Origin of the sequence: Herminiimonas glaciei, assembly GCF_042664955.1 — a bacterium.
GTDB classification, from domain to species: Bacteria; Pseudomonadota; Gammaproteobacteria; order Burkholderiales; family Burkholderiaceae_D; genus Oxalicibacterium; species Oxalicibacterium glaciei.
Map to the genome: position 1 here is coordinate 335,570 of NZ_JBHTBU010000003.1, position 26,966 is coordinate 362,535.

24 protein-coding genes are annotated in these 26,966 nt (G+C 55.1%); 13 read left to right on the forward strand and 11 right to left on the reverse strand.

Features of this window, described 5'->3' with window-relative positions; translation table 11 throughout:
- Positions 1–38 precede the first annotated feature (38 nt).
- The gene (locus tag ACFQPC_RS18090; protein WP_382273251.1) at positions 39–878 is read right to left on the reverse strand and encodes a sulfurtransferase; all 840 of its coding nucleotides are present in this window, start codon (positions 876–878) and stop codon (positions 39–41) included.
- 211 nt (positions 879–1,089) lie between these two features.
- On the opposite strand from ACFQPC_RS18090, the gene dnaE reads away from it, so the two are divergent.
- The 4 genes from dnaE to ACFQPC_RS18110 all read left to right on the forward strand — a co-directional run bounded on the left by dnaE (position 1,090) and on the right by ACFQPC_RS18110 (position 8,011).
- On the forward strand, positions 1,090–4,548 hold the full coding sequence (dnaE, locus tag ACFQPC_RS18095) for a DNA polymerase III subunit alpha (RefSeq protein ID WP_382273253.1): 3,459 nt from the start codon (positions 1,090–1,092) through the stop codon (positions 4,546–4,548).
- Between the two features lie 42 nt (positions 4,549–4,590).
- Positions 4,591–6,327, forward strand: coding sequence for a lipid A export permease/ATP-binding protein MsbA (msbA, locus tag ACFQPC_RS18100; RefSeq protein WP_382273254.1), 1,737 nt, complete (start codon positions 4,591–4,593; stop codon positions 6,325–6,327).
- A 66-nt stretch (positions 6,328–6,393) separates the two neighbouring features.
- Positions 6,394–7,206: a glycosyltransferase family 2 protein gene (locus ACFQPC_RS18105; RefSeq protein ID WP_382273256.1), complete on the forward strand. Its 813-nt coding sequence runs from the start codon at positions 6,394–6,396 to the stop codon at positions 7,204–7,206.
- 40 nt (positions 7,207–7,246) lie between these two features.
- A complete protein-coding gene (locus tag ACFQPC_RS18110; protein ID WP_382273257.1) occupies positions 7,247–8,011 on the forward strand; it encodes a glycosyltransferase in 765 nt (254 codons plus the stop codon).
- Positions 8,012–8,083: 72 nt separating this feature from the next.
- Here the strand turns inward: ACFQPC_RS18110 and rng are convergent, their stop codons facing one another.
- The 8 genes from rng to ACFQPC_RS18150 all read right to left on the reverse strand — a co-directional run bounded on the left by rng (position 8,084) and on the right by ACFQPC_RS18150 (position 15,162).
- The gene (rng, locus tag ACFQPC_RS18115; protein WP_012078401.1) at positions 8,084–9,547 is read right to left on the reverse strand and encodes a ribonuclease G; all 1,464 of its coding nucleotides are present in this window, start codon (positions 9,545–9,547) and stop codon (positions 8,084–8,086) included.
- The gene (locus ACFQPC_RS18120; RefSeq protein WP_382273259.1) at positions 9,544–10,164 is read right to left on the reverse strand and encodes a Maf family protein; all 621 of its coding nucleotides are present in this window, start codon (positions 10,162–10,164) and stop codon (positions 9,544–9,546) included. Before ACFQPC_RS18120 ends, rng begins: the two co-directional genes overlap by 4 nt.
- A 6-nt stretch (positions 10,165–10,170) precedes the next feature.
- The gene (gene rlmH / locus ACFQPC_RS18125) at positions 10,171–10,641 is read right to left on the reverse strand and encodes a 23S rRNA (pseudouridine(1915)-N(3))-methyltransferase RlmH (RefSeq protein WP_382273261.1); all 471 of its coding nucleotides are present in this window, start codon (positions 10,639–10,641) and stop codon (positions 10,171–10,173) included.
- A gap of 12 nt (positions 10,642–10,653) precedes the next feature.
- Positions 10,654–11,328, reverse strand: coding sequence for a ribosome silencing factor (rsfS, locus tag ACFQPC_RS18130; RefSeq protein WP_382273263.1), 675 nt, complete (start codon positions 11,326–11,328; stop codon positions 10,654–10,656).
- On the reverse strand, positions 11,328–11,999 hold the full coding sequence (locus ACFQPC_RS18135) for a nicotinate-nucleotide adenylyltransferase (RefSeq protein ID WP_382273265.1): 672 nt from the start codon (positions 11,997–11,999) through the stop codon (positions 11,328–11,330). Before ACFQPC_RS18135 ends, rsfS begins: the two co-directional genes overlap by 1 nt.
- 1 nt (position 12,000) lies before the next feature.
- On the reverse strand, positions 12,001–12,999 hold the full coding sequence (hemF, locus tag ACFQPC_RS18140; protein ID WP_382273267.1) for an oxygen-dependent coproporphyrinogen oxidase: 999 nt from the start codon (positions 12,997–12,999) through the stop codon (positions 12,001–12,003).
- Between the two features lie 42 nt (positions 13,000–13,041).
- On the reverse strand, positions 13,042–14,313 hold the full coding sequence (gene purD, locus ACFQPC_RS18145) for a phosphoribosylamine--glycine ligase (RefSeq protein ID WP_382273268.1): 1,272 nt from the start codon (positions 14,311–14,313) through the stop codon (positions 13,042–13,044).
- A gap of 123 nt (positions 14,314–14,436) precedes the next feature.
- Positions 14,437–15,162: a YebC/PmpR family DNA-binding transcriptional regulator gene (locus ACFQPC_RS18150; protein WP_382273270.1), complete on the reverse strand. Its 726-nt coding sequence runs from the start codon at positions 15,160–15,162 to the stop codon at positions 14,437–14,439.
- Between the two features lie 90 nt (positions 15,163–15,252).
- Between ACFQPC_RS18150 and ACFQPC_RS18155 the strand changes: the two genes are divergently transcribed.
- The gene (locus ACFQPC_RS18155; protein WP_382273272.1) at positions 15,253–16,755 is read left to right on the forward strand and encodes a helicase HerA-like C-terminal domain-containing protein; all 1,503 of its coding nucleotides are present in this window, start codon (positions 15,253–15,255) and stop codon (positions 16,753–16,755) included.
- 58 nt (positions 16,756–16,813) lie between these two features.
- Here the strand turns inward: ACFQPC_RS18155 and ACFQPC_RS18160 are convergent, their stop codons facing one another.
- Positions 16,814–17,722, reverse strand: coding sequence for a LysR family transcriptional regulator (locus ACFQPC_RS18160; protein WP_382273274.1), 909 nt, complete (start codon positions 17,720–17,722; stop codon positions 16,814–16,816).
- A 170-nt stretch (positions 17,723–17,892) separates the two neighbouring features.
- Between ACFQPC_RS18160 and ACFQPC_RS18165 the strand changes: the two genes are divergently transcribed.
- From ACFQPC_RS18165 to ACFQPC_RS18190, 6 genes are all read left to right on the forward strand, one after another.
- Positions 17,893–18,507, forward strand: coding sequence for an FMN-dependent NADH-azoreductase (locus ACFQPC_RS18165; RefSeq protein WP_382273276.1), 615 nt, complete (start codon positions 17,893–17,895; stop codon positions 18,505–18,507).
- A gap of 85 nt (positions 18,508–18,592) precedes the next feature.
- Positions 18,593–19,231, forward strand: a complete 639-nt coding sequence (gene ribA / locus ACFQPC_RS18170; protein WP_012078412.1) for a GTP cyclohydrolase II — start codon at positions 18,593–18,595, stop codon at positions 19,229–19,231.
- Between the two features lie 73 nt (positions 19,232–19,304).
- Positions 19,305–20,210: a DMT family transporter gene (locus tag ACFQPC_RS18175; protein WP_382273278.1), complete on the forward strand. Its 906-nt coding sequence runs from the start codon at positions 19,305–19,307 to the stop codon at positions 20,208–20,210.
- Positions 20,211–20,219: 9 nt separating this feature from the next.
- Positions 20,220–20,999, forward strand: a complete 780-nt coding sequence (locus ACFQPC_RS18180; protein WP_382273280.1) for an SDR family oxidoreductase — start codon at positions 20,220–20,222, stop codon at positions 20,997–20,999.
- A 34-nt stretch (positions 21,000–21,033) separates the two neighbouring features.
- A complete protein-coding gene (locus tag ACFQPC_RS18185; protein ID WP_382273282.1) occupies positions 21,034–22,008 on the forward strand; it encodes a quinone oxidoreductase family protein in 975 nt (324 codons plus the stop codon).
- Positions 22,009–22,018: 10 nt separating this feature from the next.
- Positions 22,019–22,177 (forward strand): hypothetical protein, encoded by a 159-nt coding sequence (locus tag ACFQPC_RS18190; RefSeq protein WP_382273284.1) that lies wholly within the window; start codon positions 22,019–22,021, stop codon positions 22,175–22,177.
- A gap of 67 nt (positions 22,178–22,244) precedes the next feature.
- Here the strand turns inward: ACFQPC_RS18190 and ACFQPC_RS18195 are convergent, their stop codons facing one another.
- Positions 22,245–22,862 (reverse strand): DUF4136 domain-containing protein, encoded by a 618-nt coding sequence (locus ACFQPC_RS18195; protein ID WP_382273286.1) that lies wholly within the window; start codon positions 22,860–22,862, stop codon positions 22,245–22,247.
- Positions 22,863–23,096: 234 nt separating this feature from the next.
- Between ACFQPC_RS18195 and pepN the strand changes: the two genes are divergently transcribed.
- The gene (gene pepN / locus ACFQPC_RS18200) at positions 23,097–25,751 is read left to right on the forward strand and encodes an aminopeptidase N (protein WP_382273288.1); all 2,655 of its coding nucleotides are present in this window, start codon (positions 23,097–23,099) and stop codon (positions 25,749–25,751) included.
- Between the two features lie 88 nt (positions 25,752–25,839).
- Positions 25,840–26,844, forward strand: coding sequence for a class 1 fructose-bisphosphatase (locus tag ACFQPC_RS18205; protein WP_382273290.1), 1,005 nt, complete (start codon positions 25,840–25,842; stop codon positions 26,842–26,844).
- Positions 26,845–26,966: the final 122 nt, after the last annotated feature.

Genomic DNA, 26,966 nt, shown 5'->3' on the forward strand with positions numbered 1-26,966 from the left:
CATGGTCCCGTGGCAGGTGGCTACAGGTTCCTGGAAAATTATTTTGTGCAGTGCGGGCAGGTGCTGCCCTCGACAAACTCTGGTGCCAGTTGCTCGCGTGGTGTGACGGTCGCGTTGCAGCTGGGGCAGGTCGTTGCCAGGCTCGGTTCGAGGCGCGGGTTCAGCGCGGTGCGATGATCGAAGACGAAGCAGTCTCCAGTGTAGTGTGCGCCGCCGACTTCCTCGAAGTATTTGAGGATGCCGCCGTCGAGCTGGTACACGCTGTCGTAGCCAACGTTCTTCATATGGATGGCTGCTTTTTCACAGCGTATGCCGCCGGTGCAGAAGGTGACCACGGTTTTATCCGCCAGTTCGTCCTTATGCTGTGCCACTACATCAGGGAAGTCACTGAATTTTTCGATGCGGTAATCGAGGGTGTTGTCGAAGGTACCGACATCGACTTCGAAAGCATTGCGGGTTTCCATCATGACGACCGGTTTACCGTCATCATCATGACCCTGGTCCAGCCAGCGCTTGAGCGTGGTCGGCGTAACAACTGGTGCACGGCCTTCTTCCGGCTTGATCAGCGGGTGCTTCATCGTAATGATTTCGCGCTTGAGCTTGACCAGCATGTATTTGAAAGGCTGGTCGTCGGAAAAGCTTTCCTTTACTTCCAGATCGGCAAAGCGTGCATCGGCGCGTACCCAGGCCAGGAAGCTGTCGATGTCGGCACGGGTGCCGGCCAAAAACATATTGATGCCTTCCGGGGTGAGCAGGATGGTGCCTTTTAGCGACAGTTCATTACACTTGGCGAGGAATTCTGGGCGTTTCTCGGCCGTATCGTCAAAAGTGATGAATTTGTAGGCGGCGATGTTTACGAAGCTGGATGTGGCTTGCATGCTGATGTACTTCTTTACGGTGATTGCTTGTGATAAACACAATAATTCGGCAATATTTTGCGGCTGCTGCCTTGTACGCTGCACCAGGTCTGGCGCTGACTAATCAGGGCTGACGGGATGTGCGCAGGCAGGAACAAGCCGACATTATAAACTTCCGCTTTGGGAATGATGAAATGTCTGATCAAGGGGGTGGTCGCGGTAGAATACGGCCATGATTTCTCCGCAATTTATTCATCTCCGCCTCCATTCCGAATATTCGATCGTTGACGGCCTGATCCGCATCGATGATGTGATCCAGGCCGCCGCCGCCGATATGCAGCCGGCGCTCGCGATTTCCGACCTGGCCAACCTGTTCGGCATGGTCAAATTCTACAAAGAAGCCCGTTCCAACGGTATCAAGCCCATCGTCGGCTGTGATGTCTGGATCAGTAATGACAATGACCGCGACAAGCCGTCGCGCCTGTTGCTATTGGTTAAGAACAAGGATGGTTACCTGCAACTGTGCGAATTGTTGTCGAAAGCCTGGCTGACCAATTTGCACCGCGGTCGCGCCGAAATCCGCCCCGAGTGGCTGGAAGAAGTCGCGGCGGACGGCAAGAATGGTTTGATCGTCTTGTCCGGCGCGCATTTTGGCGATGTCGGGATCGCCATCGATAACGGTAACCTGGGCGCAGCCGAGCGTTGCGCCCAGCGCTGGGCGGAATTATTTCCCGGTCATTTTTATATCGAGGTACAGCGCGCCGGCCAGCCGAATATGGATGGCCATGTGCGCCAGGCTTCGGTGCTGGCTGCCAAACTGAACCTGCCACTGGTTGCGACCCATCCGGTGCAATTCCTGGGGCTGGAAGAATTTACCGCACATGAAGCGCGCACCTGTATTTCCGAAGGTGAGATCCTCGCGAATCCACGCCGCATCAAACGCTTTAATGAGCAGCAGCGTTTCAAAACGCAGGCAGAAATGGCGGAACTCTTCGCCGACATGCCGAACGCCCTGCAAAACTCGGTCGAAATTGCCAAACGCTGCAACCTGGTACTGGAGCTTGGCAAACCTAAACTGCCTAATTTCCCGACACCGGACGGCTCATCGATAGATGAATTCCTGGTCAAGGAAGCGCAGCGCGGGCTGGATCAGCGCATGGAGCATTTGTATCCGGACCCTGCCGTTCGTGAAAAGCACCGGGAGCGTTACCAGGCGCGGCTGAAGTTCGAGACCGACACCATTATCAAAATGGGTTTCCCCGGTTACTTCCTGATCGTGGCCGACTTTATCAAATGGGCGAAGAATAACGGCGTGCCGGTCGGGCCGGGCCGGGGTTCCGGTGCCGGTTCGCTGGTTGCGTATTCATTGCTGATTACCGATCTTGATCCCTTGCAATACAACTTGCTGTTCGAACGCTTCCTGAATCCTGAGCGGGTTTCGATGCCCGATTTCGATATCGACTTTTGCCAGGAAGGGCGCGATCGCGTCATCCAGTACGTGAAAGATCAGTACGGCAAGGATGCGGTATCGCAGATTGCGACCTTCGGTACCATGGCCGCCAAAGGCGCGGTGCGTGACGTTGGTCGTGTGCTGGATTTTGGTTATAACTTTTGCGATGGCATTTCCAAGCTGATTCCTTTCAAGCCCGGCAAGCTGGTCACGATTTCCGATGCGATCAAGGAAGAACCGTTGCTGGCAGAACGCCTGGAAAATGAAGAAGAGGTCAAGCAGTTGCTGGACCTGGCGCAACAGGTGGAAGGTATCGCCCGTAACATCGGTATGCATGCCGGTGGCGTATTGATTGCACCCGGCAAGCTGACCGATTTCTGCCCGCTCTATACGCAGGGTGGCGATGCCGGCGTGGTCTCGCAATACGATAAGGATGACGTGGAGGCGGTCGGCCTGGTGAAGTTCGACTTTTTGGGTTTGACCACGCTGACTATCCTCGATCGTGCGGTGCGCTACATCAAGGACCTCGATCCGGCGATGGCGGATTTTGCGCTGGAGAAGCTGCCGCTCAATGACCGGCCTTCATATGAGTTACTGACCAAGGCGAAAACCGTCGCTGTGTTCCAGCTGGAAAGCCGCGGCATGCAAGGCATGCTCAAGGATGCGCGGCCGGATCGCTTTGAAGACATTATTGCGCTGGTGGCTTTGTACCGTCCGGGTCCGATGGACCTGATCCCGGATTTCTGCCGACGCAAGCATGGTGAACGTTTCGAATACCCTGATCCGCGTACCGAATCCATCCTGTCCGAAACCTACGGCATCATGGTGTATCAGGAACAGGTTATGCAGATGGCGCAGGTCATCGGCGGCTACTCGCTGGGCGGCGCTGACTTGCTGCGTCGTGCGATGGGTAAGAAAAAAGCCGAAGAGATGGCCGAGCATCGTGAGTTGTTCCGTGCCGGTGCGTCAAAGAATGATTTGTCTGCTGAAAAAGCCGATGAAATCTTCGATTTGATGGAAAAGTTCGCCGGCTACGGCTTCAACAAATCGCATGCCGCCGCATACGCCTTGCTGTCGTATCACACCGCCTACCTGAAGGCACATCACCCCGCCGCGTTCATGGCAGCCAACTTGTCGCTGGCGATGGATGATACCGACAAGATCAAAATCCTGGTTGAAGACGCAATCGATATATGCGGGCTGACCTTATTGCCGCCGGATATCAATCAATCCGATTATCGTTTCACGCCGGTCGGTGTACCGGGCAAGAAAGCGACGCAAATACGTTACGGTTTGGGTGCGGTCAAAGGTTCCGGTAAAGGTGCTATCGATGCCGTGATTGAAGCGCGCAAGGAAAGGCCTTTCACCGATTTGTTCGACTTCACCAAGCGGGTCGATAAACGCCAGATCAATCGTCGGACGATAGATTCCTTGATCCGTGCCGGTGCCTTCGACTGCTTCAATGTGGATCGCGCGATCCTGTTGGCATCGGTTGCTTTCGCGATGGAATGCGCGGAGCAGGCGGAAGCGGCTGCGAATCAGGTCAGCCTGTTCGGCGGTGATGACAGCGATCTGGAAACACCACCGGAATACGTGAAAGTAGCGCCGTGGAGTGATAAACAAAGATTGACTGAAGAAAAAGGCGCACTCGGCTTTTATCTATCCGGTCATTTATTCAATGCCTATGCGGATGAGGCGCGACGCTTTGCACGCGCCAAGCTGAGCAGCATCGAGCCGTCGCGCGAACCACGCACGATTGCCGGTGTGATTTCCGGTTTGCGTACGCAAATGACACAGCGTGGCCGTATTACGATTGTGACGCTGGATGATGGCAGTGCCACGGTGGATGTGACGGTCTATAACGAGTTGTATGACGCCAACCGCCATATGTTCAAGGAAGATGAATTCCTTGCAGTGACCGGGAAGGTATCGGAAGACCGCTTCTCCGGCGGCTTGCGCATCAGCGCCGAGAAGGTCATGGATATCGCTGGGGTGCGCATACAGTATGCAAATTGCGTACGCCTGTCACTGCCGGCATCGACTGATATCAATGTACTGAAAGCGACACTGCAACCGGCGGCACGCGCGGATGGCAGTCCGGTCGTGATCCAGTACCAGAATCCCAAGGGTGTATCGGAATTATGCTTTGCCGAGCAATGGCGTATCAATCCGGACGACAACATAAAACAAAAACTAATCGATTTATATTCGGACAAAAATGTACAGATCGCCTATGACTGATTTTTCTATCCATTCCCCTGCATCCAGGCCTGGAGAAATGAAATGATTATTTCTCCACACTTGAAACGTTTGTACGGGATGTTGGGGCCGTACAAGAAGCGACTGGCAATTGCCTTTTTAGGGATGATCATGACCGCGCTGACGGAACCCATGTTCCCTGCGGTCATGCGCGTACTGCTGGATAAGGGGTTTGGCGGAAAACCGACATTCTCGCTTTGGCTGGTGCCGATTGCGATAGTCGGTATTTTTGTATTGCGGGGTATCTCTACATTTACGACGACTTACATGATGACCTGGGTTTCGTCGCGTCTGCTCACTGCATTGCGGAAGCAGATGTTCGAACGCATGCTGGATGTACCTTTGGGCTTTTATGCGACGCATTCAGTTGGTCGGGTCATCAATTCAATGATGTTTGAAGTCCAGCAAATCGTGGAAATGATCACCAAGGTGTATACCTCCATCATTCGCGATTCACTGACTGTGATCGTCCTCTTGTCTTTCCTGTTTTGGTTGAACTGGCGCTTAACCCTGGTTGCCCTGATATTGTTGCCGCTGATCGCCATCGTGGTACGGGCCACGGGGCGGCGCTTGCGCAGGTTGACGCGTGAGTACCAGACGGTCAATGGCGAGATGACGCAAGTCATAGAAGAAACCACGCGGGCTAATCAAGTCATCAAGATTTTTGGTGGTCATCGGTATGAGGAAGAGCGATTCGAGCTACGTGCTGATAAATTGCGTGGCTACACGATGCGCATGGCCACTGCGATGGCGGCAACGACACCGGTGACCCAGGTCATGGCTTCCACTGCTGTGGCAATTGTGATTGTGATTGCCTTGATCCAGTCAGGGCAAAACCAGACGACGGTAGGCGGCTTCGTATCCTTTATTACTGCGATGCTGATGTTGCTGGCCCCTTTGAAGAGTATCGCCGAAGTGAACGGCCCCTTGCAACGTGGCCTGACTGCGGCGGAAGCGGTGTTCAAACTGATAGATGCGGAACCTGAGCGTACTAACGGTAAGGACCTGGCTGCACGTGCAGCGGGTCGGCTCGACTTCGTGCAGTTGGGCTTTGCTTATCCCGGCCAGCAAACCATGGCTTTGCAGGACATAAATCTGAGCGTGCAGCCGGGCGAGACCATCGCTTTCGTCGGCATGTCAGGTGGAGGTAAGTCAACACTTGTTAATTTGGTGCCGGGCTTTTATTCCGCCACTGCGGGTGAAATCCAGCTGGATGGCGTGTCGATAGAAGAAATTTCGTTGAGCAGTTTGCGCAAGCAAATCGCGATGGTGAGCCAGCATGTGGTTTTGTTTGATGACACGATTGCGGCGAATATCGCTTATGGCGATGCCAATCCGGACCGGGCGCGCATCCTGTCTGCGGCACATGCTGCGCATCTGGATGAAGTGATCGCCGGCTTGCCGCAAGGCCTGGAAACAATGATAGGCGATAATGGCTCGCGCCTGTCCGGCGGGCAGCGTCAGCGCCTGGCGATCGCACGTGCGATATACAAGGATGCGCCTATCCTGATCCTGGATGAAGCGACTTCGGCACTGGACTCGGAATCCGAGCGTGCGGTGCAGGCCGCCCTCGATGAATTGATGAAAGGTCGTACCACATTGGTGATTGCGCATCGCCTGTCGACCATTGAGCGCGCGGACCGTATTGCAGTATTGGCCGAAGGCCATATTGTTGAACTAGGTTCGCATCAGGAGTTGCTGGCCAAGAATGGCGTGTACGCGAATCTGTATCACCTGCAATTTGCCAAGGATGTATTTTAAAATGTTGTCCGGCCTGGCTTCAGAGGCCGGCCGGCCCCTGTTGCTAAACCTATTGCCCATACGTAGATGAACGCATCCGTCATTTTAAGTACTTACAATGCCGTTGAATGGCTGGAAAAGGTACTGTGGGGTTATAGCGCCCAGACTTATACCGATTTTGAGATCGTCATCGCCGATGACGGTTCAAGGGACGAGACGCGCCAGCGTATCGAAGAGTTGAAGGCTTTGATTGCGATTCCTATCGTGCACGTCTGGCATCCGGATGATGGATTTCAAAAGACGAAGATTTTGAACAAGGCGATATTGGCTGCACGTTCTGACTATCTGATCTTTACCGATGGTGATTGCGTACCGCGTAAGGATTTCGTTGCGACGCATATCCAATACCGTGAACCAGGCTACTTCTTGTCTGGTGGGTACTTTAAATTGCCCATGGATATTTCGCAGGCGATTACAAAAGAAGATATCCTGCAGCAAAATTGCTTTGACCTGGAATGGCTGAAGGCGCGTGGATTCAAATCGAATATCAAGAGCCTGAAACTGACTGCAAAAGGTTTCGGGGCAAAACTCCTTAACGCGCTGACGCCGACGAAGGCGACCTGGAACGGTGCAAATGCATCCGGCTGGAAAGCCGATCTGTTGGCCAGCAATGGTTTTAATGAAGAAATGCAGTATGGTGGCGAAGATCGTGAGTTGGGCGAGCGCCTGATGAATATGGGTCTGTCGTCCAAGCAGATCCGGTATAGCGCAATCTGCGTACACCTTGATCATGCGCGCGGGTATGTGTCGGAAGAAGCGTGGAGAAAAAATGATGCAATCCGTGCTTATACCAAGGCAAATAAACTGACTAAGACACCGGACGGAATAAAGTCCGTTTAGTTTGAATGGAATTCCTAATGCAGTACGCTGGAGAAAACGTATGACAGAGAAGGCCAATATCGGCAATGCAGCAGCGGGTGATGAGCGCGTCATCCTGTGCATGAAGTGGGGTACCAAGTACGGTCCTGAATATGTGAATCGCCTGTATGCGATGGTACGTCGCAACCTGACGGGTGATTTCCGTTTCGTTTGCCTGACCGATGACGGCAGCGGGATTCGGTCTGAAGTCGAGTGTTTCCCTATTCCGGATTTGAAACTGCCGGATGGTTTGCCGGAACGTGGCTGGAAGAAATTGACGACCTTTGAGGCCGACCTGCACGGCTTGACCGGCACCGCCTTATTCCTCGATGTCGACGTTGTGATCACTGACAAAATCGATGCCTTCTTTGAACAGCCGGGCGAGTTCCTGATCATCCATGACTGGAAGCGACCTTGGCGCGTGACTGGTAATTCATCAGTCTATCGTTTCAAGCTGGGCGCACATGCTGATGTGTTGGAACAATTCCGTACCACGCAGGCGGATGCACGCAGTGCCTTTCGCAATGAGCAGGCTTTCCTGTCGGATGTATTGCACAAGCAGGGCAAGCTGAGTTATTGGCCTGCTTCGTGGTGCTGCAGCTATAAATACCATTGCATCCCGGCATGGCCGACCAATTACTGGCGCGAGCCTTTTGTGCCCGACGGAACCAAGATCGTGATCTTCCATGGGGAAGTGAATCCGCCGGATGCACTGGAAGGTCGACGCAACCGTGCCCTGCGCTTTGTGCGTAAGGCACCATGGATTGCAGACTACTGGAAAGAATAAAGCGTCGGTCAATACAAATAAAAACGGAGTCATGCATGACTCCGTTTTTTTATGCCCGTAAACTAAAGGGGGTTACATCAGGATAACGTCGTACTGTTCCTGGTGGTACACGGTTTCCACTTGCAATGAAATCGGCTTGCCGAGGAAGTCGCCCAGCATAGCAAGATGCTGTGATTCTTCTTCGAGGAACATATCGATTACGACTTGCGAAGCCAGGATACGGAATTCACGCGGGTTGAACTGTTTCGCTTCACGCGTCAGTTCGCGCAGGATTTCATAGCAAATGGTGCGTGCGGTTTTTACCTGCCCCTTGCCGCTGCATGCCGGGCAGGGTTCGCACAATATATGTGCGAGTGATTCACGCGTACGCTTGCGTGTCATTTCGACCAGGCCCAGCGCGGAAAATCCGGAAACCGATACCTTGGTCCGGTCACGCGAGAGGGCGCGGTTCAATTCATTCAGCACCGCGCTCTTGTGCTCAGGATTTTCCATATCGATGAAATCGAGGATCATGATGCCACCGAGGTTACGCAGGCGCAGCTGGCGTGCGATCGCGTGTGACGCTTCCAGATTGGTTTTGAAAATTGTATCGTCGAAATTACGACCGTTGACGAAGCTGCCGGTATTCACATCGATGGTCGTCATCGCTTCGGTCTGGTCGACGATCAGGTAACCACCGGATTTCAAATCGACACGCCGACCGAGTGCGCGCTGGATTTCTTCTTCCACACCATACAAATCGAAGAGTGGACGTTCGCCCGGATAGTGCGCGAGTTTTGATAATACCGACGGTGTATAGAGTTCACCGAACTGCAGCAGCTTTTGATAGTTTTCGCGCGAGTCGACCTGGATGCTGGCGGTTTCATCATTGACGAAGTCGCGCATCACGCGCTGTGCCAGATCAAGATCCTGGTACAGCAGGGTAGGAGCGGGTTTGGTTTTTGCCTGCTGGGTGATATTCGCCCAGGTTTTGCGCAGGTACTCTACGTCAGCCTGCAGGTCACCGTCCGATGCATCTTCCGCCATGGTACGGATGATGAAGCCGCCTTTTTCTTCCGGCAGGATCAGCTTCTGTACTTTTTCGCGCAGGATTTCGCGTTCGACTTCGTTTTCTATGCGTTGCGAAATGCCGATGTGCGATTCCTGCGGCAGGTAGACCAGCATGCGACCGGCAATCGAAATCTGTGTCGACAGGCGCGCACCCTTGGTGCCTATCGGGTCCTTGATGACTTGTACCGTGACGGCCTGGCCGTCGTACAGTACGCGTTCAATCGGCGTCGGCGAGCTGGGTGGCCCCTCATGCGAGCGCGCATCCCAGATATCGGCGACATGCAGGAAGGCGGCACGTTCGAGGCCGATATCGACAAAGGCGGATTGCATGCCGGGTAGTACCCGTACGACTTTGCCGAGGTAAATATTGCCGGCCATGCCGCGTGACAGCGTACGTTCGACATGCAGCTCTTGCACCGCACCTTGCAACACCAGGGCGACGCGGGTTTCCTGCGGCGTCACGTTGACGAGAATATCTTCACTCATAGAATGTGGATCCCTGCCTGTTCCAATAATTTTCCGGTTTCAAAGATGGGCAGACCCATAATGCCTGAATAACTGCCGGCTATGTCTTGAATGAAGAGTGCGGCCTGGCCCTGGATGCCATAACCGCCTGCCTTGTCGTACGGCTCACTGGTCGCGCAGTAAGCGCGTATGACCTGGTCCGGCAAGGCGGCAAACGCAACGTCGGAACGCTGTGTCAATTGAAAGGTTTTATCGTCGAGCAGGACCGCGACATGCGTCAACACCTGGTGCGTGCGCCCGGACAGCGAGCGTAGCATGTCGATTGCTTCCGCTTCATCGGCAGGTTTGCCAAGGATGCGACCATCCAGCACCACCGTGGTATCGGCGGCAAGTATCGGCCGCATCGGCAACTTGCGCCACCACATGGTTTTTTGCGCGAAGGCCGCTTTTTCCAGGGTGACACGGGCCACGTAATCTTCGGCACGTTCATTCGGCAAGACGATTTCGCTGACTTCGGGGCCACGCGGGGTTTGGTCGCGCAGCAAGAGCAATTCGAACTCTATGCCCATTTGCCGCAACAATTCGCGGCGGCGCGGACTCTTGGATGCAAGGTAGATTTTCTTAGGCAGGGGTTTCATACGGCCTTACACCCGGTGATATGGATGGTTTTGCGTGATCGACCAGGCCCGGTATAACTGCTCGGCCAGCAACACACGCACCATGCCGTGCGGCAGCGTCATGCTGGAAATGCGGATCAGCATGTCGGCATTTTTCTTGAATTCGGCATCCAGGCCATCGGCACCGCCGATGATAAAGGCAACGTCGCGGCCATCCTGCTGCCATTGCGTCAGCAATTGCGCCAGTTGCACCGAAGTCAGGTCCTTGCCGTGTTCATCCAGTGCAATGATACGTGCGCCTTTTGGCAGTGCGGCTTCAATCTTGGCACGTTCGAGTGCCATCGCCGTCTCGGCGGTTTTACTGCCGGAGCGTTCTACCGGTTTGATTTCTTTGAGGTGAACGCGGCAATCGGAGGGCATGCGTTTCGCATACTCGCCGAAGCCGCTTTCTATCCAGGCGGGCATCTTGTGCCCAACCGCAGCGATGACGAGCTGCATAGGCGGGTCCGCTTACTCGGCTGTTTTGGCTTTAGGCTTGGCCGGTGCGCGAGTTTTGGCGGCTGCTTTGCTCGCTACCTTTTTTGCCGGCGCTTTCTTGGCTGGTGCCTTTTTATAGGCTTCGGCAGTTTTGGTGGCCTTGACCTTGATGGTTTTGCCTACCGCCTTTTTAGCTGGAGCCTTTTTCGCCGCAGTTTTGGCTGCGGTGGTTTTGCCGGCTGCAGTTTTACGTGCCGGTTTTTTCGGTTCGTCATCATCCAGCGTCGTCTGGCTGGCGCTCAGGTGGCGGCCGACGGCTTTCTTCGGTGCTTCGTCATCTTCTGCAGTGCGCTTCGATGTACGTTTGGCGGCGCCGAATTTGACTTCCTTTTCGCCCCAGATTTCTTCCAGGCGGTAGTAAGCGCGGATTGCCGGTTGCATGATGTGGACGATCATATCGCCCAGATCGACCAGTACCCATTCGCCGGTGTCTTCGCCTTCGATGCTGACGATGTTGCCGCCGGCGGCCTTGACCTTGTCGCGCACCGAAGCTGCCAGCGCCTTGGTTTGGCGGTTGGAGGTACCGGATGCAACGGCGATGCGGTCAAACAGGCTGGTCAGGTGTACGGTATCGAACACCTTGATATCCTGTGCTTTGACGTCTTCCAGTGCGTCGATTACCAGGGCTTGCAGTTTTTTGATGTCCATTAGCTTTTATATAGGTGATGTTGTTCAATATAGTCTAGCACCCCGGGAGGCACCAGCGAAATCGGGCGTTCACCGCGTTGCAATGCTGCGCGGATCCCAGTGGCAGAAATATCGACTGCCAAATTCGGTGCAAGATAGGCCAGGCCTTGCGGGGTAGTGCGTATTTGTTCCGGTGTCGCGGCGCGTTGCGTGAATTCCTGCGCCACTGCAGCCGGTATGTGTGCGGCATCCATCGCAAAACCCGGGCGCGAAGCAGCACATATATGCGCATAGTCAAACATGTGTTGCCATTCCTGCCATGTATTCAGGTGTTGCAATTGGTCGGCGCCCATCAGGAAAATGATGGAAACCTGTGGCCCCAATTCCGCCCGCAATGCACGCAGGGTATCTATCGTATAGGTTGCGCTGTCACGCAGGATTTCTTGCTGATCGATACAAAGCGCGGTTTTTTGTGCGCTGAAGGCGCTACGCACCATTGCCACCCGGTCTTTGCCTGACGCCTGCAAACCGTGCTTTTGCCACGGATTACCGGCGGGAATGACACGCAATTCATCCGGTTTCAGCAAATCGACGAAATAATTCGCCAGGGCAACATGGCCGTTATGCACCGGATCGAAGCTGCCGCCGAGTATGGCTACGCAACGCGTAGCGGCTAGGGCCGTGGTCTTCACTTCAGACCCAATCGCGGTGAATCAGGAAGTCGGAATACAGCCTGGCTTCCGGGCTGCCTGCTTCCGGTTGCCAATTGTAGCGCCATGTTACCACTGGTGGCATCGACATCAGGATAGATTCGGTGCGTCCGCCCGATTGCAGGCCAAATAAGGTACCTCGATCGAACACCAGGTTGAATTCGACATAGCGTCCGCGGCGATAGGTCTGGAAGTCGCGTTCGCGTTCGCCATAGGGCGTATCCATGCGCTTTTGCAGGATAGGCAGGTAGGCGGCGATGAAATGGTCGCCCACGCTTTGTTGCAGGGCAAAGCACTGCGCAAAATCAGGCGTATTCAAATCATCGAAGAAGATCCCGCCGATCCCGCGCGGCTCTTGTCGGTGCTTCAGGTAAAAATAGTCGTCGCACCACTTCTTGTAGCGCGGATGCACATCGTCACCGAATGCCTGCAAGGCATCGCGGCAGCTTTGATGGAAATGCCGCGCATCTTCTTCAAAACCGTAATAAGGCGTGAGGTCCATGCCGCCGCCAAACCACCAGATGGCTTCCTGGCCTTCCGCAGTCGCGGTAAAGAAGCGCACATTCATGTGCACGGTCGGTGCGTAGGGATTGCGCGGATGCAGTACCAGCGAAACGCCCATGGCTTCCCAATTACGTCCTGCGAGTTCCGGGCGATTCGCTGCAGCTGATGGCGGCAGGTTCTTGCCCATCACATGCGAAAAGCCTACCCCGCCACGCTCGAACACATTGCCGTTTTCGATAATGCGCGAAATGCCACCACCGCCTTCCGGCCTTTGCCAGCTATCGGTACCGAAGGCTTGGCCGTCGACAGATTCCAGCGCTGCGACGATGCGCGCTTGCAGGCCCAGCAGGTATTCTTTGACGGCGGCGGGTGTAGGGAGGGATGGAGTCACTATATAAAGGCTAAAAAGGTTTAGGGCGGATTGTACCTTGTGCACGGCGCTTGCCGGAATACACCGCCCTGAATGCAGCAAGGTCATTCCAGCCTGCGCCGGAATGACCTTGCTTGGACTGCTTCAGTTTCAGGAACGCTTCAGTGCGCGCCAGCCGATATCGCGGCGGAATTGGGCACCATCGAAATGGATCTGGTCGAGGACCTGGTAAGCCTGTTTCTGCGCAACCTTGACGCTGTCGCCGAGGCCGACCACGCACAGGACACGGCCACCGGTTGTGGTCAACTGGTCGTTGTTCAGCGCGGTACCGGCGTGGAAGGTCACGCTGTCTGCGTTTTCTGCCGGGATGCCGCTGATGACATCGCCTTTGCGTGGTGCATCCGGATAACCGGCGGCCGCCATCACTACGCCGAGCGCGGTACGACGGTCCCATTCCAGTTCGATCGTATCCAGCGTGCCGTTGACTGCATGTTCCATTACGCCGACCAGGTCGGTTTTCAGGCGTGCCATGATAGGTTGGGTTTCCGGATCGCCCATGCGGCAGTTGAATTCCAGGGTTTTCGGATTGCCTTTGTCGTCGATCATCAGGCCCGCATACAGGAAGCCGGAGAATGGAATGCCATCCTTGGCCATGCCTTGCACGGTCGGCTGGATGATTTCACGCATCACGCGTGCATGCAGCGCCGGGGTGACGATAGGGGCAGGGGAGTAGGCACCCATGCCGCCAGTGTTTGGACCTTCATCATTGTCTTGCAGGCGTTTGTGATCCTGGCTGGTGGCCAGCGGCAAAATGTTTTTGCCATCGACCATAACGATGAAGCTGGCCTCTTCGCCGGCGAGGAATTCTTCAATCACGACACGGGCGCCGGCATCGCCGAGTTTGTTATCGGACAGCATCATGTCGACTGCCTGATGCGCTTCATCCAGCGACATCGCGACGACCACGCCTTTACCGGCGGCCAGGCCATCGGCCTTGATGACGATAGGTGCACCTTTTTGATTGATGTAATCGTGCGCCGCGTTCACTTCGGAAAAAGTCTGGTATTCCGCAGTCGGGATCGCATGGCGTTGCATGAAGGACTTGGCAAAGTCTTTCGAGCTTTCGAGTTGTGCGGCTTCTTTGGTCGGGCCAAAGATTTTCAAACCCTGGTTGCGGAAAATATTCACGATGCCGGCCGCCAGCGGGGTTTCAGGGCCGACGACGGTCAGCGCGATATGCTCGTCTGCTGCAAATTGCGCGAGTTCCTGCGGATCCGTGATCGCAATATTCTTCAGTCTGTCATCCAGCGCGGTACCACCGTTGCCGGGTGCGACGTAAACGGTTTGGATGCGTTCGGATTGGGCCAACTTCCAAGCCAGTGCGTGTTCGCGGCCGCCTGAGCCGACTACCAGAATTTTCATGTGATTACTTTTTAAAATTGCGGCATCGCCGTGTTGCGCTGCCGCTGGTTACCTTGGTACTGCTTATACATTCGTCGCCTCATTAAAAAAAGCGGAGTGGGTCCGCTTTTTTCAACATGTGGCTTAGCCTTCGATCACTGCGTTGGTATAAATCTCTTGTACATCGTCGAGGTTTTCCAATGCATCCAGCAATTTTTGCATCTTGATCGCGTCATCGCCCTGGAACACGGTTTCGGTAGCCGGTTTCATTACGACTTCGGCCAGTTCGGCTTTGAAGCCGGCTGCTGCCAGTGCATCCTTGACGGCGGAAAAATCATGCGGCGGGCAAATTACTTCGATGCCGCCTTCGTCATCGGTGGTGACGTCATCCGCACCGGCTTCCAATGCCGCTTCCATCAATTTGTCTTCATCGGTGCCGGGCGCAAAGAAAAACTGGCCGCAGTGCTTGAACATGAAGGCAACCGAACCTTCGGCACCCATATTGCCGCCGAATTTGGCAAAGGCATGGCGTACTTCAGCCACCGTGCGAACGCGGTTGTCGGTCATGCAGTCGACCAGCACAGCGGCACCGTTGATGCCATAACCTTCGTAACGGATTTCTTCGTAGTTGACGCCTTCCAGCCCACCGCTGCCGCGCTGGATGGCGCGCGTGACATTGTCCTTCGGCATATTCGCATCGGCCGCCTTGTCGACTGCCAGGCGTAAACGCGGGTTAGCAGCGACATCGCCGCCGCCCATACGTGCCGCAACCGTGATCTCCTTGATCAGGCGGGTCCAGATTTTGCCTCGTCTTTCGTCTTGACGGCCCTTGCGATGCTGAATATTGGCCCATTTACTATGTCCTGCCATGACGAATCTTTCCCGATGAGTTAGCTATAATGAAGCGCGGATTTTACCATATCGCCCCCGCTGCAAGCCCACCCACCTTTGGACCAGAACATGCCAAATCCTCTGCTGATTGCTAAAAACAAAGAACATGAATTAAGTTTGCTGCCTGAGCTTGCCAATCGGCATGGTTGCATCACGGGTGCAACCGGTACCGGCAAGACGGTAACCCTGCAGACGCTGGCGCAGGCCTTGTCGGATATAGGCGTGCCGGTTTTCATGGCGGACGTGAAGGGTGATTTGTCGGGCATCGCCAAGGCGGGTACGGCCAGCGGCAAGGTCAAGGAACGCTTTGACATGCTGGGGCTGGAGCAACCGGCGTGGGCCGGCGTGCCGGTTACTTTCTGGGATGTGTATGGCGAAAAAGGCCATCCGGTACGCGCCACGATTTCCGATCTGGGACCGCTGTTGCTGGCGCGCATGCTGAACCTGAACGACACGCAGCAAGGCGTGCTGCAACTGGTATTCAAGATCGCCGACGATAACGGCTTATTGCTGCTGGATACCAAGGATTTGCGGGCGATGCTGCAATATGTCGGCGACAATGCGGCGACCTTCCAGACTGAATACGGCAATATTTCCAGTGCCAGCATAGGTGCGATCCAGCGTGGTTTGATTAGCGTTGATGAACAGGGTGGTGACACATTCTTTGGCGAACCCATGCTGAACATCGAGGATTTGATGCAAACCGATGCCAAGGGCAAAGGTGTGGTCAACATCCTGGCGGCCGACAAATTGATGAATTCACCGCTGCTGTATTCGACTTTCCTGCTGTGGATGCTGTCGGAACTGTTCGAACATTTGCCCGAAGTCGGCGATATGGACAAGCCTAAGCTGGCTTTCTTCTTCGATGAAGCGCATTTGCTGTTCAGCGAAGCACCGAAGCCATTGCTGCAAAAGATAGAACAAGTGGTGCGCCTGATCCGCTCCAAAGGTGTAGGCGTTTACTTCGTCACGCAAAATCCATTGGATATCCCGGATACCGTACTCGGCCAGCTCGGCAATCGCGTGCAACATGCCTTGCGTGCCTATACGCCACGCGATCAGAAAGCGGTGCAGGCGGCGGCACAAACCTTCCGCCCGAACCCGGCACTCGATGTGGTGCAAGTGATTACCGAGCTGGGCGTGGGTGAAGCACTGGTGTCCTTCCTCGATGAAAAAGGCCGTCCGACCATAGTCGAGCGTGGCTTCGTATTGCCGCCGGCATCGCAAATCGGTCCGATCACGGAAGCTGAGCGTACTGCGCTGATCGCTTCTTCGGTGGTTGCAGGTGTCTACGAGAAAGCGGTAGACCGTGAATCCGCTTACGAAAAGCTCAAGGAACGGGCAACACAGGGCAAGGAAGCGGCGGCCAAGGAAGAGGAAGACGAAGGCGGCCTGGGCGGTATGCTGGGTGGCATATTCGGCGGCGGCTCAAGTGGTGGCAAGAAAACCGGCGGACGTCGCAGTGATACGGTTGTGGAAGCGATGTTGAAATCCGCGGTACGCACCATGGGGTCTACTGCGGGGCGTGAAATCATCCGCGGCGTGCTCGGTTCACTGCTGAAGAAAAAGTAAAACGTTTGCACCTGTCGTCATTACGGCAAGCGCTGCAATGACGCGATCTTGTCATTCCTTATTGCTCTGCTTCGGGCGGATGATCGACGAAGTACTGCATCAGCCAGCGTCCGGCTACGCCGGGCGCTTCATCGACGCGGTTAATCATATGCAGCGAATACTGGCCACTCACCATGTGCGCCAGTTGCAGGTGCTTGAGGCGTCCGCTTTCCAGGTCGGCCCGGATCATTTCTTCCGGCATTGAACCCCAGCCCAATCCATTGAGCAGCAGCATATGCTTGGCGCCAAGGTCGCCGAGGCGCCAGTCACGCAATGCAATCACGCCGAAATTCTGTCCGGCGGTCAGTTGACTGCGGTCCGTTAACACCAGTTGGATGTGGTCGCGTGCCACTTCTGTCGGGATAATGCCTGTCATTTTTCCCAATGGATGATCCGGTGAGGCCACCGGCACCATCGTGATATGCCCGAGTTGCTGGTGCTGGAAAGTATCCGAGAAATCCAGCATCGGACCGGTAATGCCGATCTGGCAGACGCGTTCGCCGACCAGGTGCATCACTGCACCTAGCGCCTCAATACGCAGGCGCAGGCCGACCGTCGGGAATTCCTGCTGAAAGGCTTTCAATGCCTGTACCAGGCGGCAATTCGGGAACATCACATCGACCGCCAGCGAGACTTCTGCTTCCAGCCCTTGTGCCAGGGTCTTGGCGCGTGCCCGCATCGCATCCACTTTCATGCCGACGGTACGTGCATCCGCCAACAAGGCTCTACCTGCTTCGGTCAAGGTTGGTTTGCGCTTACTACGGTCGAACAGCTCTACATTCAACTGTGCTTCCAGATTGGCGATGGTGTAACTGACTACCGACTGGGTACGATGCAGTTCTCGTGCGGCACGGGAAAAACTGCCGCAATCAATGACTGCGACAAAGACGCGCAATTGGTCCAGGGTGGGGAGGCCGGGTTCTCTCATATCGAAAATATCGATTCTAATCAGTTAAACAATGTGGGTTTTCTTGATGCTAATCCTGTTCTACGATGGTTGCAAGAAATCAGTCATCACTGATTTGGCAAAAAACACGTCGAAAAGCTGCCCGGATATGAGCGCTCACGACTTAACCTGACTAGAAAGCGAGTTTTATCATGACCAAGATCCTGAACATTAACAGCAGCGTACGTAACGGCGATTCGATTTCCCGCAAGGCAACCGCCGAATTCATCAGCAAATGGAAAGCCAAGGAGCCAAATGCAGTCGTCGTCGAACGCGACGTCGCCGCCCAGCCTTTGCCGCATATCGACGGTCTAACCCTGGGTGCTTTCTTCACACCGGCGGAAAACCGCACGGCAGAGCAGGCGCAAATCGCCAAACTGTCGGAAACCTTGGTGCAAGAGCTGTTTGATGCAGACGTGATCGTCATCGGCGCTCCCATGTACAATTTCTCCATTACATCGGGCCTGAAAGCCTGGATAGACCACGTTGCACGTGCCGGCGTGACCTTCAAATATACAGAGAAAGGTCCGGTTGGCCTGCTGACTGGTAAAAAAGTCTATATATTTACTGCCAGCGGTGGTGTCTACAGCGAAGGTCCGGCGCAAGCCATGGACTTCACCAGCACTTATTTGCGTGCGGTCCTGGGCTTTATCGGCCTGACCGATGTGACCTTTATTCAGAGCGAAGGAATCGCGATGGGCGCGGAAGGCGTGCAAAAAGCACAAGCCAAAACCAGCGATGCAATAAACGAATTGCTCGCAGCCTGATATCCTTCGTCTTCTGAGCATTTAATGCGGTAAATGCCGATGGTCGGTATTTACCGCATTTGCTGGTTGATTGAATCCCTTACTCATGAATACAAGTCTCACCCCCAATGCCGCAATCGAAGCGGCGGTTTCGTCTGAAGTTGAACTGGATTACGCTGCCTCGTGCGAATTGCCGACGCCGTGGGCGACCTTTCGCCTGCACGCCTTTGTTGAACCTGCCACCGGCAAGGAACATGTCGCCATTACGTTGGGCGATGTCACCGATGGCGAGCCGGTACTGGCACGCATCCATTCCGAATGCCTGACCGGCGACGGTTTGTTCAGCCTGCGTTGCGACTGCGGTCCGCAACTGGAAGCCGCCTTGCAGAAAATTGCCGAAGAGGGACGGGGAGCCTTGTTTTACCTGCGACAGGAAGGACGTGGTATCGGCCTCGTCAATAAAATCCGTGCCTACCAGTTGCAGGATGCCGGTGCCGATACGGTGGAAGCGAATGAAGCCCTGGGTTTCAAACCGGACCAGCGCAATTACAAGCTGTGCCAGCCCATGCTGCGCCACCTGAAGATTTCGACACTGCGCCTGATGACGAATAATCCGCGCAAGATCAAGGCGATGGAACAACTCGGCGTCAAAGTGGTGGAACGTGTACCGCTGGTCATTACGCGTAATCCTTTCAATGAACGCTACCTGACCACCAAGGCTGCCAAGCTCGGTCATTTGTTTTAAGCCGGAATGTCCCGGGTCGCGCCGTTTTAGCGGGGCGACCACGTGGAATTCGCTAAGCCTTTACAATCATGGCATGGCAGATTCCGCATCCACCGAACGCAAGCAATTCCTGATTGGTCTGACGATCGCGCTGCTGGGCGCGATTTTGTTTTCGACCAAGGCAATTGTGGCCAAGCTGATTTATCGCTATGGCGTGGATGCCGTCACGCTGATTGCTTTCCGCATGATGTTTTCGCTGCCTTTCTTTATCGCCATCGGCGTGTGGCAGGCACGCACCGCCGTTCCGCTGACACGCTCGGAAAAAGGGCAGATCGTCATCCTCGGTTTGCTCGGCTACTATCTTTCCAGTTTCCTCGACTTCCTCGGCCTGCAATATATTTCGGTCGGGCTGGAACGTTTGATTCTCTTTTTGACCCCATCTTTCGTACTACTGATTTCCATCTTCGTCATGAAGCGCAAAATCACGTTGCTGGAGTGGGCGGCGCTGGGCATTTCCTATCTCGGTACGGTGCTGGTATTCGTGCATGACGCCCGCATCGGCGGTTCCAATGTCGCACTCGGCAGCCTGCTGGTATTGGGCAGTGCAATTTCCTACGCGATTTATCTGCTTGGTTCGGGCGAATTGGTGAAACGCGTTGGTGCCCTGCGCCTGGTGGCATACGCGATGTGTGTTTCCAGCGTCGCCTGTATCGTGCAATTCTTTGTTTTGCGGCCGGCTTCAATGTTGCTGCAACCGATGGCGGTGTATGGCTTGTCGATGATCAATGGATTCTTCTGTACAGTCATGCCGGTATTCCTGACCATGATAGCGGTTGATCGCATAGGTGCGGCCACGGCATCGCAGGCGGGCATGATAGGGCCGGTCTCGATTCTGTTCCTGGCTGCCTTGATACTCGATGAACCGATTACCGCCATACAGCTGGCTGGCACCGCGCTGGTATTGTGCGGTATATATCTCTTATCTAAAAAGCGGGTTTAGGGTGTAACTATGGATTTAGGCATACGGGGAAAATCAGCATTGGTATGTGGTGCCAGTCGCGGCCTGGGCCGTGGTTGTGCGGAAGCGCTGGCGGCGGAAGGTGTGAATGTCACGCTGGTCGCGCGCAAGCTGGAAGTCTTGCAGGCCAGTGCCAGCGAGATACGTGCGGTGTCGGACAGCATGATCACCATCGTCGCTTGCGATATCACGACCGCCGAAGGGCGCGAACAGGCGCTGGCAGTATGCCCGCAGCCCGACATACTGGTGACCAACGCGAGTGGCCCGCCTACCGGTGACTTTCGCGACTGGAGTCGTGACGACTGGATCGCGGCGCTGGATGCCAATATGCTGACGCCGATAGAACTGATCAAGGCAACCGTCGATGGCATGATGGCGCGTGGCTTCGGCCGCATCATCAACATCACCTCGAGTGCAGTCAAGGCTCCGATAGACAGCCTGGGTCTGTCCAATGGCGCGCGTTCCGGCCTGACCGGATTCGTCGCCGGCCTGGCGCGCAAGACCGTGGCACGCAATGTGACGATCAATAATTTATTGCCGGGACCGTTCGAGACGGATCGCCTGGCGGCAATCTTTTCCGCCGCGGCAGAAGCCAGCGGTCGCACGGTGGAAGAAGTCAGTGCGGCACGCCGTGCCGCCAATCCGGCCAGGCGCTTTGGTACGCGCCAGGAATTTGGTGCGACTTGCGCATTCTTATGCAGTGAACATGCGGGTTACATCAACGGGCAAAATATCCTGCTCGATGGTGGCGGCTATCCCGGCACGTTTTAATATCATCCATACTTAACCTTAAAGCGAGTTGCGCATGACAAAAGCGATCAGAATTTCTTCCGTCGGTGGTCCCGAAGTCATGGAGTACGTCGAGGTCGACCTGCCAGCACCGGGGCCGGGTGAAGCCCTGATCCGACAGCATGCTTGCGGTTTGAATTACATCGATGTGTATTTCCGCATGGGGACTTATCCGCAGCAATTGCCCGCCGGCCTCGGCATGGAAGGTGCCGGCGTGGTGGAAGCGGTGGGTGCAGGCGTCACGCATATCAGGCCGGGTGACCGCGTCGCTTATGCCGGTCGTCCGCCGGGTGCGTATGCTGAGGCGCGTGTGCTGCCGGCGGATGTCCTGGTCAAATTGCCGGAAGCAATCAGTTTTGAAACGGCGGCGGCGATGATGTTGCAGGGTTTGACCGTGCAGTATTTATTCCGTCGTACCTTCCGTTTGCAGGGTGGCGAAACCATCCTGTTCCACGCAGCGGCGGGCGGCGTCGGCCTGATCGCCTGCCAATGGGCACGCGCGCTTGGCGTGACGATGATAGGTACGGTCGGGTCGGATGAGAAAGCGGAGCTGGCGAAAGCGCACGGCTGCGTTCATACAATTAACTACAACAAGGAAAATTTCGTTGAACGTGTCAAGGAAATCACCGGCGGCAAGGGTGTGCCGGTAGTCTATGATTCGATCGGCAAAGATACTTTTACCGGTTCCCTCGATTGCCTGGCGCCACTCGGCATGCTGGTCAGCTTCGGTGGGGCATCCGGCCCGGTGCCGCCATTCAGCCTGAATGAATTGGCGTCGCGCGGTTCACTGTTTGTGACACGGCCTTCGCTGTTTAACTATATTGCCAAGCGTGATGACCTGGAAACCATGGCGGCCGAACTATTCGGCATGGTCGAAAGCGGCAAGATCAAGATAGGCATTAACCAGCGCTATGCACTCAAGGATGTCGCGCAAGCGCATCGTGACCTGGAATCCCGGAAAACCACCGGCTCTACCATTTTGCTTCCTTAAGGATTTGGCAATGCAAGAATCAGACAACAATCCGATGCAGCATCCGGAAGAGCCACCGACCGGCGCGGATGGCAATCCAAAGTTTGGCCGCTTATTGATTGTGCTGGCCTTGGGTGTATTGATCGTGGTGGGGCTGACCTTCGGCTCGCTGGCGTATTACACCTCCTAAGTACTTGTATCTACAAACAAAAATGGCGACTTGATCAAGTCGCCATTTTTTATTGAGCCGTAACCTTTTATTCCTTGATTTCCAGGTCTATGCGTCTAGGTACGCCATTCTTGCCGGGGAAATCGGTGAAGGCGGCGCGCACCATATACGGCATCGCAAACGCCAGTGAACCGTTGCCGCCGCTGCTGTGCACGGTGACATCGTAAAGTTTCTTGCCATCCTTGATGGTCGTAATCAAGACATTCAACTGGCGCTGGAAGACCTGATACTGCACTTCACGATACTGGGTGACCGGGCCTGGATACCAGAATGGATCGTAGTAAGGGCCATAGCGCCAGCCCGGACCGTAGTAAGGGCCGTACCAGTATGGGTCGACGACATAAGGTTGCACGGTGCGAACATCACGTGCATCGATTTTATAATTCAGTGCGACTTTAAGATTGGCTGCGGAAGGGGCGGCGGCTTCGGTAAAGCCGAGGCGGGTCAGCTCATTCTTGACCAGGCTCTCGTAGCTTTTCTCTTCCAGGTTGTTGTCTTGTCCAGCTTTGCGCTCGAATACATAAGTCTTATTCTGCAAATCCGCCGGCCACTCATGGAAGGCAATCACATCCGTCCTGATGACTGATGCACAGCCACTTAACAGCAGGCTCGACAATGCGATACCCATCAATAACCAGCGTTTCATTTTTATTCTCCTTAAGCAGATACGTATAGCATAGCGATAATAGGCAAAACAGCCGTTACATTTTGTAACCGGGCAATGCTTCTTATGCGCAATACAGATAAGGATTGTTATCCATAATTGAAATTGGCGTACGACCCGGCCGTCATGCGCTTACACTCAGACACGCAGATTCCATTTTCAATCCCATGATTGGTAAAATGGTATTTTGCTTTACTCCCACCTATACCGACTCCTATGCGCACCGACACTTCTCCCGCGATTTATCGCAAAGACTACACTCCACCGAGCTACTGGGTTCGTACCGTCGAGATGGGTTTCGATCTCGATCCGTCGGCGACCCGTGTCGCAACCCGCATGACGCTCGCGCGTAATCCGGCGAGTGCGGAACAAGCGATCGTGCTGCATGGCGAAGAGCTGGAACTGGTGCAAATCCGCCTGAACGGCAAAAACCTGGCCAAGCGGGATTACAAACTGGTGGATGGCTTGCTGCGTATCCCAACCAAGGCTGAAGAAATCACGCTGGAAATCGAAACTTTGATTCGTCCGGACAAAAATACTTCATTGATGGGTTTGTACGTCTCCAACGGTAATTTCTTCACGCAATGCGAAGCGGAAGGCTTCCGCAAAATCACCTATTTCCCGGATCGTCCGGACGTGATGGCGCAATACACCGTCATGTTGCGCGGCGATAAAAAGAAATACCCGGTCTTGCTGTCGAATGGCAACCTGATCGAACAGGGCGACCTTGGTGACGGCCGTCACTATGCCTTGTGGGAAGACCCGTTCAAGAAACCGTCCTACCTGTTTGCGCTGGTGGCCGGCCAATTGGTTTGCCAGGAACAGACCGAAAAACTCAAATCCGGACGGGAAGCGCTGCTACAGGTCTGGGTGGAAGAAGGCAATCTGGACAAGACCCAGCACGCGATGGATTCGCTGGTAAACAGTATCCACTGGGACGAAGAACGCTACGGCCTGGAACTGGACCTGGATCGCTTCATGATCGTTGCGGTTGGCGACTTCAATATGGGCGCGATGGAAAACAAGGGTTTGAATATATTCAATACCAAATTCGTGCTGGCCAATCCACGCATTGCTACCGATACCGACTACGCGAATATCGAAGCGGTAGTCGGTCATGAGTACTTCCACAACTGGACCGGCAACCGCGTGACTTGCCGCGACTGGTTCCAGCTGTCGCTGAAAGAAGGCCTGACAGTATTCCGCGACCAGGAGTTTTCCGCCGACATGATAGGCACCGACAGCGGTCGTGCGGTCAAGCGCATCGATGACGTGCGTGTACTGCGCCAGGCGCAGTTCCCGGAAGATGCTGGTCCGATGGCGCATCCGGTGCGTCCTGATTCTTTCGTTGAAATCAGTAACTTCTATACGGTCACTATTTATGAGAAGGGCGCAGAAGTCGTGCGCATGTATCAAACCTTGCTGGGCCGCGACGGTTTCTGCAAAGGGATGGACCTGTATTTTGAGCGTCATGACGGCCGTGCGGTGGAGTGTGATGACTTCCGCGCCGCGATGATGGATGCGAATGGCCGTGACCTGACGCAATTCGAGCGCTGGTACAGCCAGGCCGGTACGCCACGCGTAAAGGTCACGACTTCTTATGACGCAGACAAGCAGACTTACGACATCACACTGGCACAATCCTGCCCGCCAACCCCGGGCCAGGCCAAGAAACAGCCTTTCCATATTCCGGTAGCAATTGGTTTGCTGGATGGCAAAGGCCGGGATATGCCTTTGTCCCTGAAAGGGCATAGCGACCAGCCGACCACGCTGGTGCTGGAATTGACCGCGACCCAGCAAACCTTCCACTTCACGAATGTGACGGAACAGCCGGTGCCATCCCTGTTGCGTAATTTTTCCGCGCCGGTGGTGCTGGATTATGACTACAGTGACGCTGACCTGGCGTTCCTGATGGCGCATGACAGCGATGCCTTCAATCGTTGGGAAGCTGGTCAACGCCTGGCAACACGTCGTTTGCTGGCGTTGACAGAGGCAGCCCAGCAAGCCGACAGCCCATTGAGTGTCGATGTTGCGTTGAGCGCCAGCCTGCGCGCCAGCCTGAATGACGTGGCGCTGGATCCGGCTTTCCGTGAAACCGTGCTGACCTTGCCGGCAGAAACCGTGATCGCCGAGCAAATGGAAGTGATAGATCCGCAAGCCATCCATACTGCGCGTCGTTTCCTGCGCCTGTCGCTGGCAAAAGACCTGCGTCAAGATTTCAGTCGTGTCTATGCGGCGAACCAGACCGACGGTCCATACAGCCCGGACGCCGCTTCGTCCGGCAAGCGCGCACTGAAAAACCTCGCGCTGTCCTATCTGGCGGAGCTCGACGATGCCGACGCGCATACCTTGGCGCAAGCGCAATACGACTCGGCAAACAATATGACGGATAGAATGGCGGCTTTGGCAGCCTTGGCAAATAGCCAGGCGCCGGGACGTGCGGCAGCCCTGGCCAAGTTCTACAGTGATTTCGAACAGGAACCGCTGGTCATCGATAAATGGTTCAGCCTGCAGGCGATGGCGCGCACCACGGATGTGGCGGCAGTGCAGACCCTGATGAAGCATCCTGCATTCTCGATCAAGAATCCGAATCGGGCGCGCAGCCTGATCTTCAGCTTCTGCAATGGCAATCCATCGCGCTTCCATGCGGCAGATGGCAGCGGCTATGCATTCTGGGCGGAACAAGTGATCGCACTCGATGCGATCAACCCGCAAGTCGCGGCCCGCCTGGCACGCAGCCTGGATCGCTGGCGCAAATATGCACCTGCCCTGCAGGAAAAAATGCGCGCCGCATTGCAGCAGGTTGCGGATACGGCCAAGCTGTCGAAAGACACGCGCGAAGTGGTAGGCAAGTCGCTGGCTGCCAACTGACCGATAATAGAGCGCTATATATAAAGCTTGCCGGTTTGGCATGACAGAACCGGCAATTACAGAATTAACCAGAGAGTAAAAGGACCACATGAAACGTATCAGTCTCACGCAATACCTGATTGAAGAGCAGCGTCTGCACAACAACATCCCGGCAGAATTACGTTTGCTGCTCGAGGTTGTTGCCCGTGCCTGCAAAACGATCAGCCATGCGGTCGGCAAGGGCGCGCTCGGCGAAGTGCTGGGTACCGCGCAAAGCGAAAACGTCCAGGGTGAAGTGCAGAAGAAGCTGGACATCATCTCCAATGACATCTTGCTGGAAGCCAATGAATGGGGCGGCCACCTGGCGGCCATGGCGTCGGAAGAGATGGAAACCATCCATCCGATCCCGAATCGCTACCCTATGGGCGAATACCTGTTGCTGTTCGATCCACTCGACGGTTCCAGCAATATTGATGTCAATGTATCTATAGGTACCATTTTCTCGGTGCTGAAAGCAGCTGACGGCATGCAAGCGCCGACCGAAGCCGACTTTCTGCAACCGGGCAGCAAGCAGGTAGTGGCCGGTTACGCGGTCTATGGTCCGCAGACAGTATTGGTACTGACGACCGGTAACGGTGTGCAGTGCTTTACGCTGGATCGTGAAATGGGTTCCTGGGTCATGACCCAGCGCGACATGCAAATCCCGGCCGACACCAAGGAATTTGCCATTAATGCATCGAATGCGCGCCACTGGCATCCGCCGGTCAAGCGCTATGTCGATGAAATGCTGGCCGGCACCACCGGTCCGCGCGCGAAAGACTTCAATATGCGCTGGATCGCCTCGATGGTGGCGGATGTACATCGCATCCTGAACCGTGGCGGCATCTTCATGTATCCGGCCGATGCGCGTGAGCCGGACAAGCCAGGCAAGCTGCGCCTGATGTATGAAGCCAATCCTATGGCCTTCATCGTCGAGCAGGCCGGCGGCGCAGCGACGGATGGTCAGCAGCGCATCCTCGATATCCAGCCGGAAAAGCTGCACCAGCGCGTACCGGTCTTCCTCGGATCGAAGAATGAAGTAGAGCTGGTCACCAGTTATCACAAGGCAAAATAAGCTTCCCTATATATAGGGAAGTCCTCCCGGAAAAGCGCTTTTAAAAAAGATTTAAAGTAATTTCTCAAAAGCGCTTGCCAACTTCAAAGAAGCTTTGCTATAGTTCGGCTCCCGTCGCAGAA

What these genes read in the sequence shown, in the direction of transcription:
- ribA (WP_012078412.1), top strand. Translation starts at nt 18,593, where the DNA reads ATGAATACAAGTCTCACCCCCAATGCCGCAATCGAAGCGGCGGTTTCG.
- rlmH (WP_382273261.1), bottom strand. Translation starts at nt 10,641, where the DNA reads ATGCAGCTCGTCATCGCTGCGGTTGGGCACAAGATGCCCGCCTGGATA.
- ACFQPC_RS18090 (WP_382273251.1), bottom strand. Translation starts at nt 878, where the DNA reads ATGCAAGCCACATCCAGCTTCGTAAACATCGCCGCCTACAAATTCATC.
- ACFQPC_RS18175 (WP_382273278.1), top strand. Translation starts at nt 19,305, where the DNA reads ATGGCAGATTCCGCATCCACCGAACGCAAGCAATTCCTGATTGGTCTG.
- ACFQPC_RS18110 (WP_382273257.1), top strand. Translation starts at nt 7,247, where the DNA reads ATGACAGAGAAGGCCAATATCGGCAATGCAGCAGCGGGTGATGAGCGC.
- dnaE (WP_382273253.1), top strand. Translation starts at nt 1,090, where the DNA reads ATGATTTCTCCGCAATTTATTCATCTCCGCCTCCATTCCGAATATTCG.
- ACFQPC_RS18195 (WP_382273286.1), bottom strand. Translation starts at nt 22,862, where the DNA reads ATGAAACGCTGGTTATTGATGGGTATCGCATTGTCGAGCCTGCTGTTA.
- ACFQPC_RS18180 (WP_382273280.1), top strand. Translation starts at nt 20,220, where the DNA reads ATGGATTTAGGCATACGGGGAAAATCAGCATTGGTATGTGGTGCCAGT.
- ACFQPC_RS18155 (WP_382273272.1), top strand. Translation starts at nt 15,253, where the DNA reads ATGCCAAATCCTCTGCTGATTGCTAAAAACAAAGAACATGAATTAAGT.
- ACFQPC_RS18150 (WP_382273270.1), bottom strand. Translation starts at nt 15,162, where the DNA reads ATGGCAGGACATAGTAAATGGGCCAATATTCAGCATCGCAAGGGCCGT.
- ACFQPC_RS18190 (WP_382273284.1), top strand. Translation starts at nt 22,019, where the DNA reads ATGCAAGAATCAGACAACAATCCGATGCAGCATCCGGAAGAGCCACCG.
- hemF (WP_382273267.1), bottom strand. Translation starts at nt 12,999, where the DNA reads ATGACCTTGCTGCATTCAGGGCGGTGTATTCCGGCAAGCGCCGTGCAC.
- ACFQPC_RS18165 (WP_382273276.1), top strand. Translation starts at nt 17,893, where the DNA reads ATGACCAAGATCCTGAACATTAACAGCAGCGTACGTAACGGCGATTCG.
- ACFQPC_RS18105 (WP_382273256.1), top strand. Translation starts at nt 6,394, where the DNA reads ATGAACGCATCCGTCATTTTAAGTACTTACAATGCCGTTGAATGGCTG.
- rsfS (WP_382273263.1), bottom strand. Translation starts at nt 11,328, where the DNA reads ATGGACATCAAAAAACTGCAAGCCCTGGTAATCGACGCACTGGAAGAC.
- msbA (WP_382273254.1), top strand. Translation starts at nt 4,591, where the DNA reads ATGATTATTTCTCCACACTTGAAACGTTTGTACGGGATGTTGGGGCCG.
- purD (WP_382273268.1), bottom strand. Translation starts at nt 14,313, where the DNA reads ATGAAAATTCTGGTAGTCGGCTCAGGCGGCCGCGAACACGCACTGGCT.
- rng (WP_012078401.1), bottom strand. Translation starts at nt 9,547, where the DNA reads ATGAGTGAAGATATTCTCGTCAACGTGACGCCGCAGGAAACCCGCGTC.
- ACFQPC_RS18205 (WP_382273290.1), top strand. Translation starts at nt 25,840, where the DNA reads ATGAAACGTATCAGTCTCACGCAATACCTGATTGAAGAGCAGCGTCTG.
- ACFQPC_RS18160 (WP_382273274.1), bottom strand. Translation starts at nt 17,722, where the DNA reads ATGAGAGAACCCGGCCTCCCCACCCTGGACCAATTGCGCGTCTTTGTC.
- pepN (WP_382273288.1), top strand. Translation starts at nt 23,097, where the DNA reads ATGCGCACCGACACTTCTCCCGCGATTTATCGCAAAGACTACACTCCA.
- ACFQPC_RS18120 (WP_382273259.1), bottom strand. Translation starts at nt 10,164, where the DNA reads ATGAAACCCCTGCCTAAGAAAATCTACCTTGCATCCAAGAGTCCGCGC.
- ACFQPC_RS18185 (WP_382273282.1), top strand. Translation starts at nt 21,034, where the DNA reads ATGACAAAAGCGATCAGAATTTCTTCCGTCGGTGGTCCCGAAGTCATG.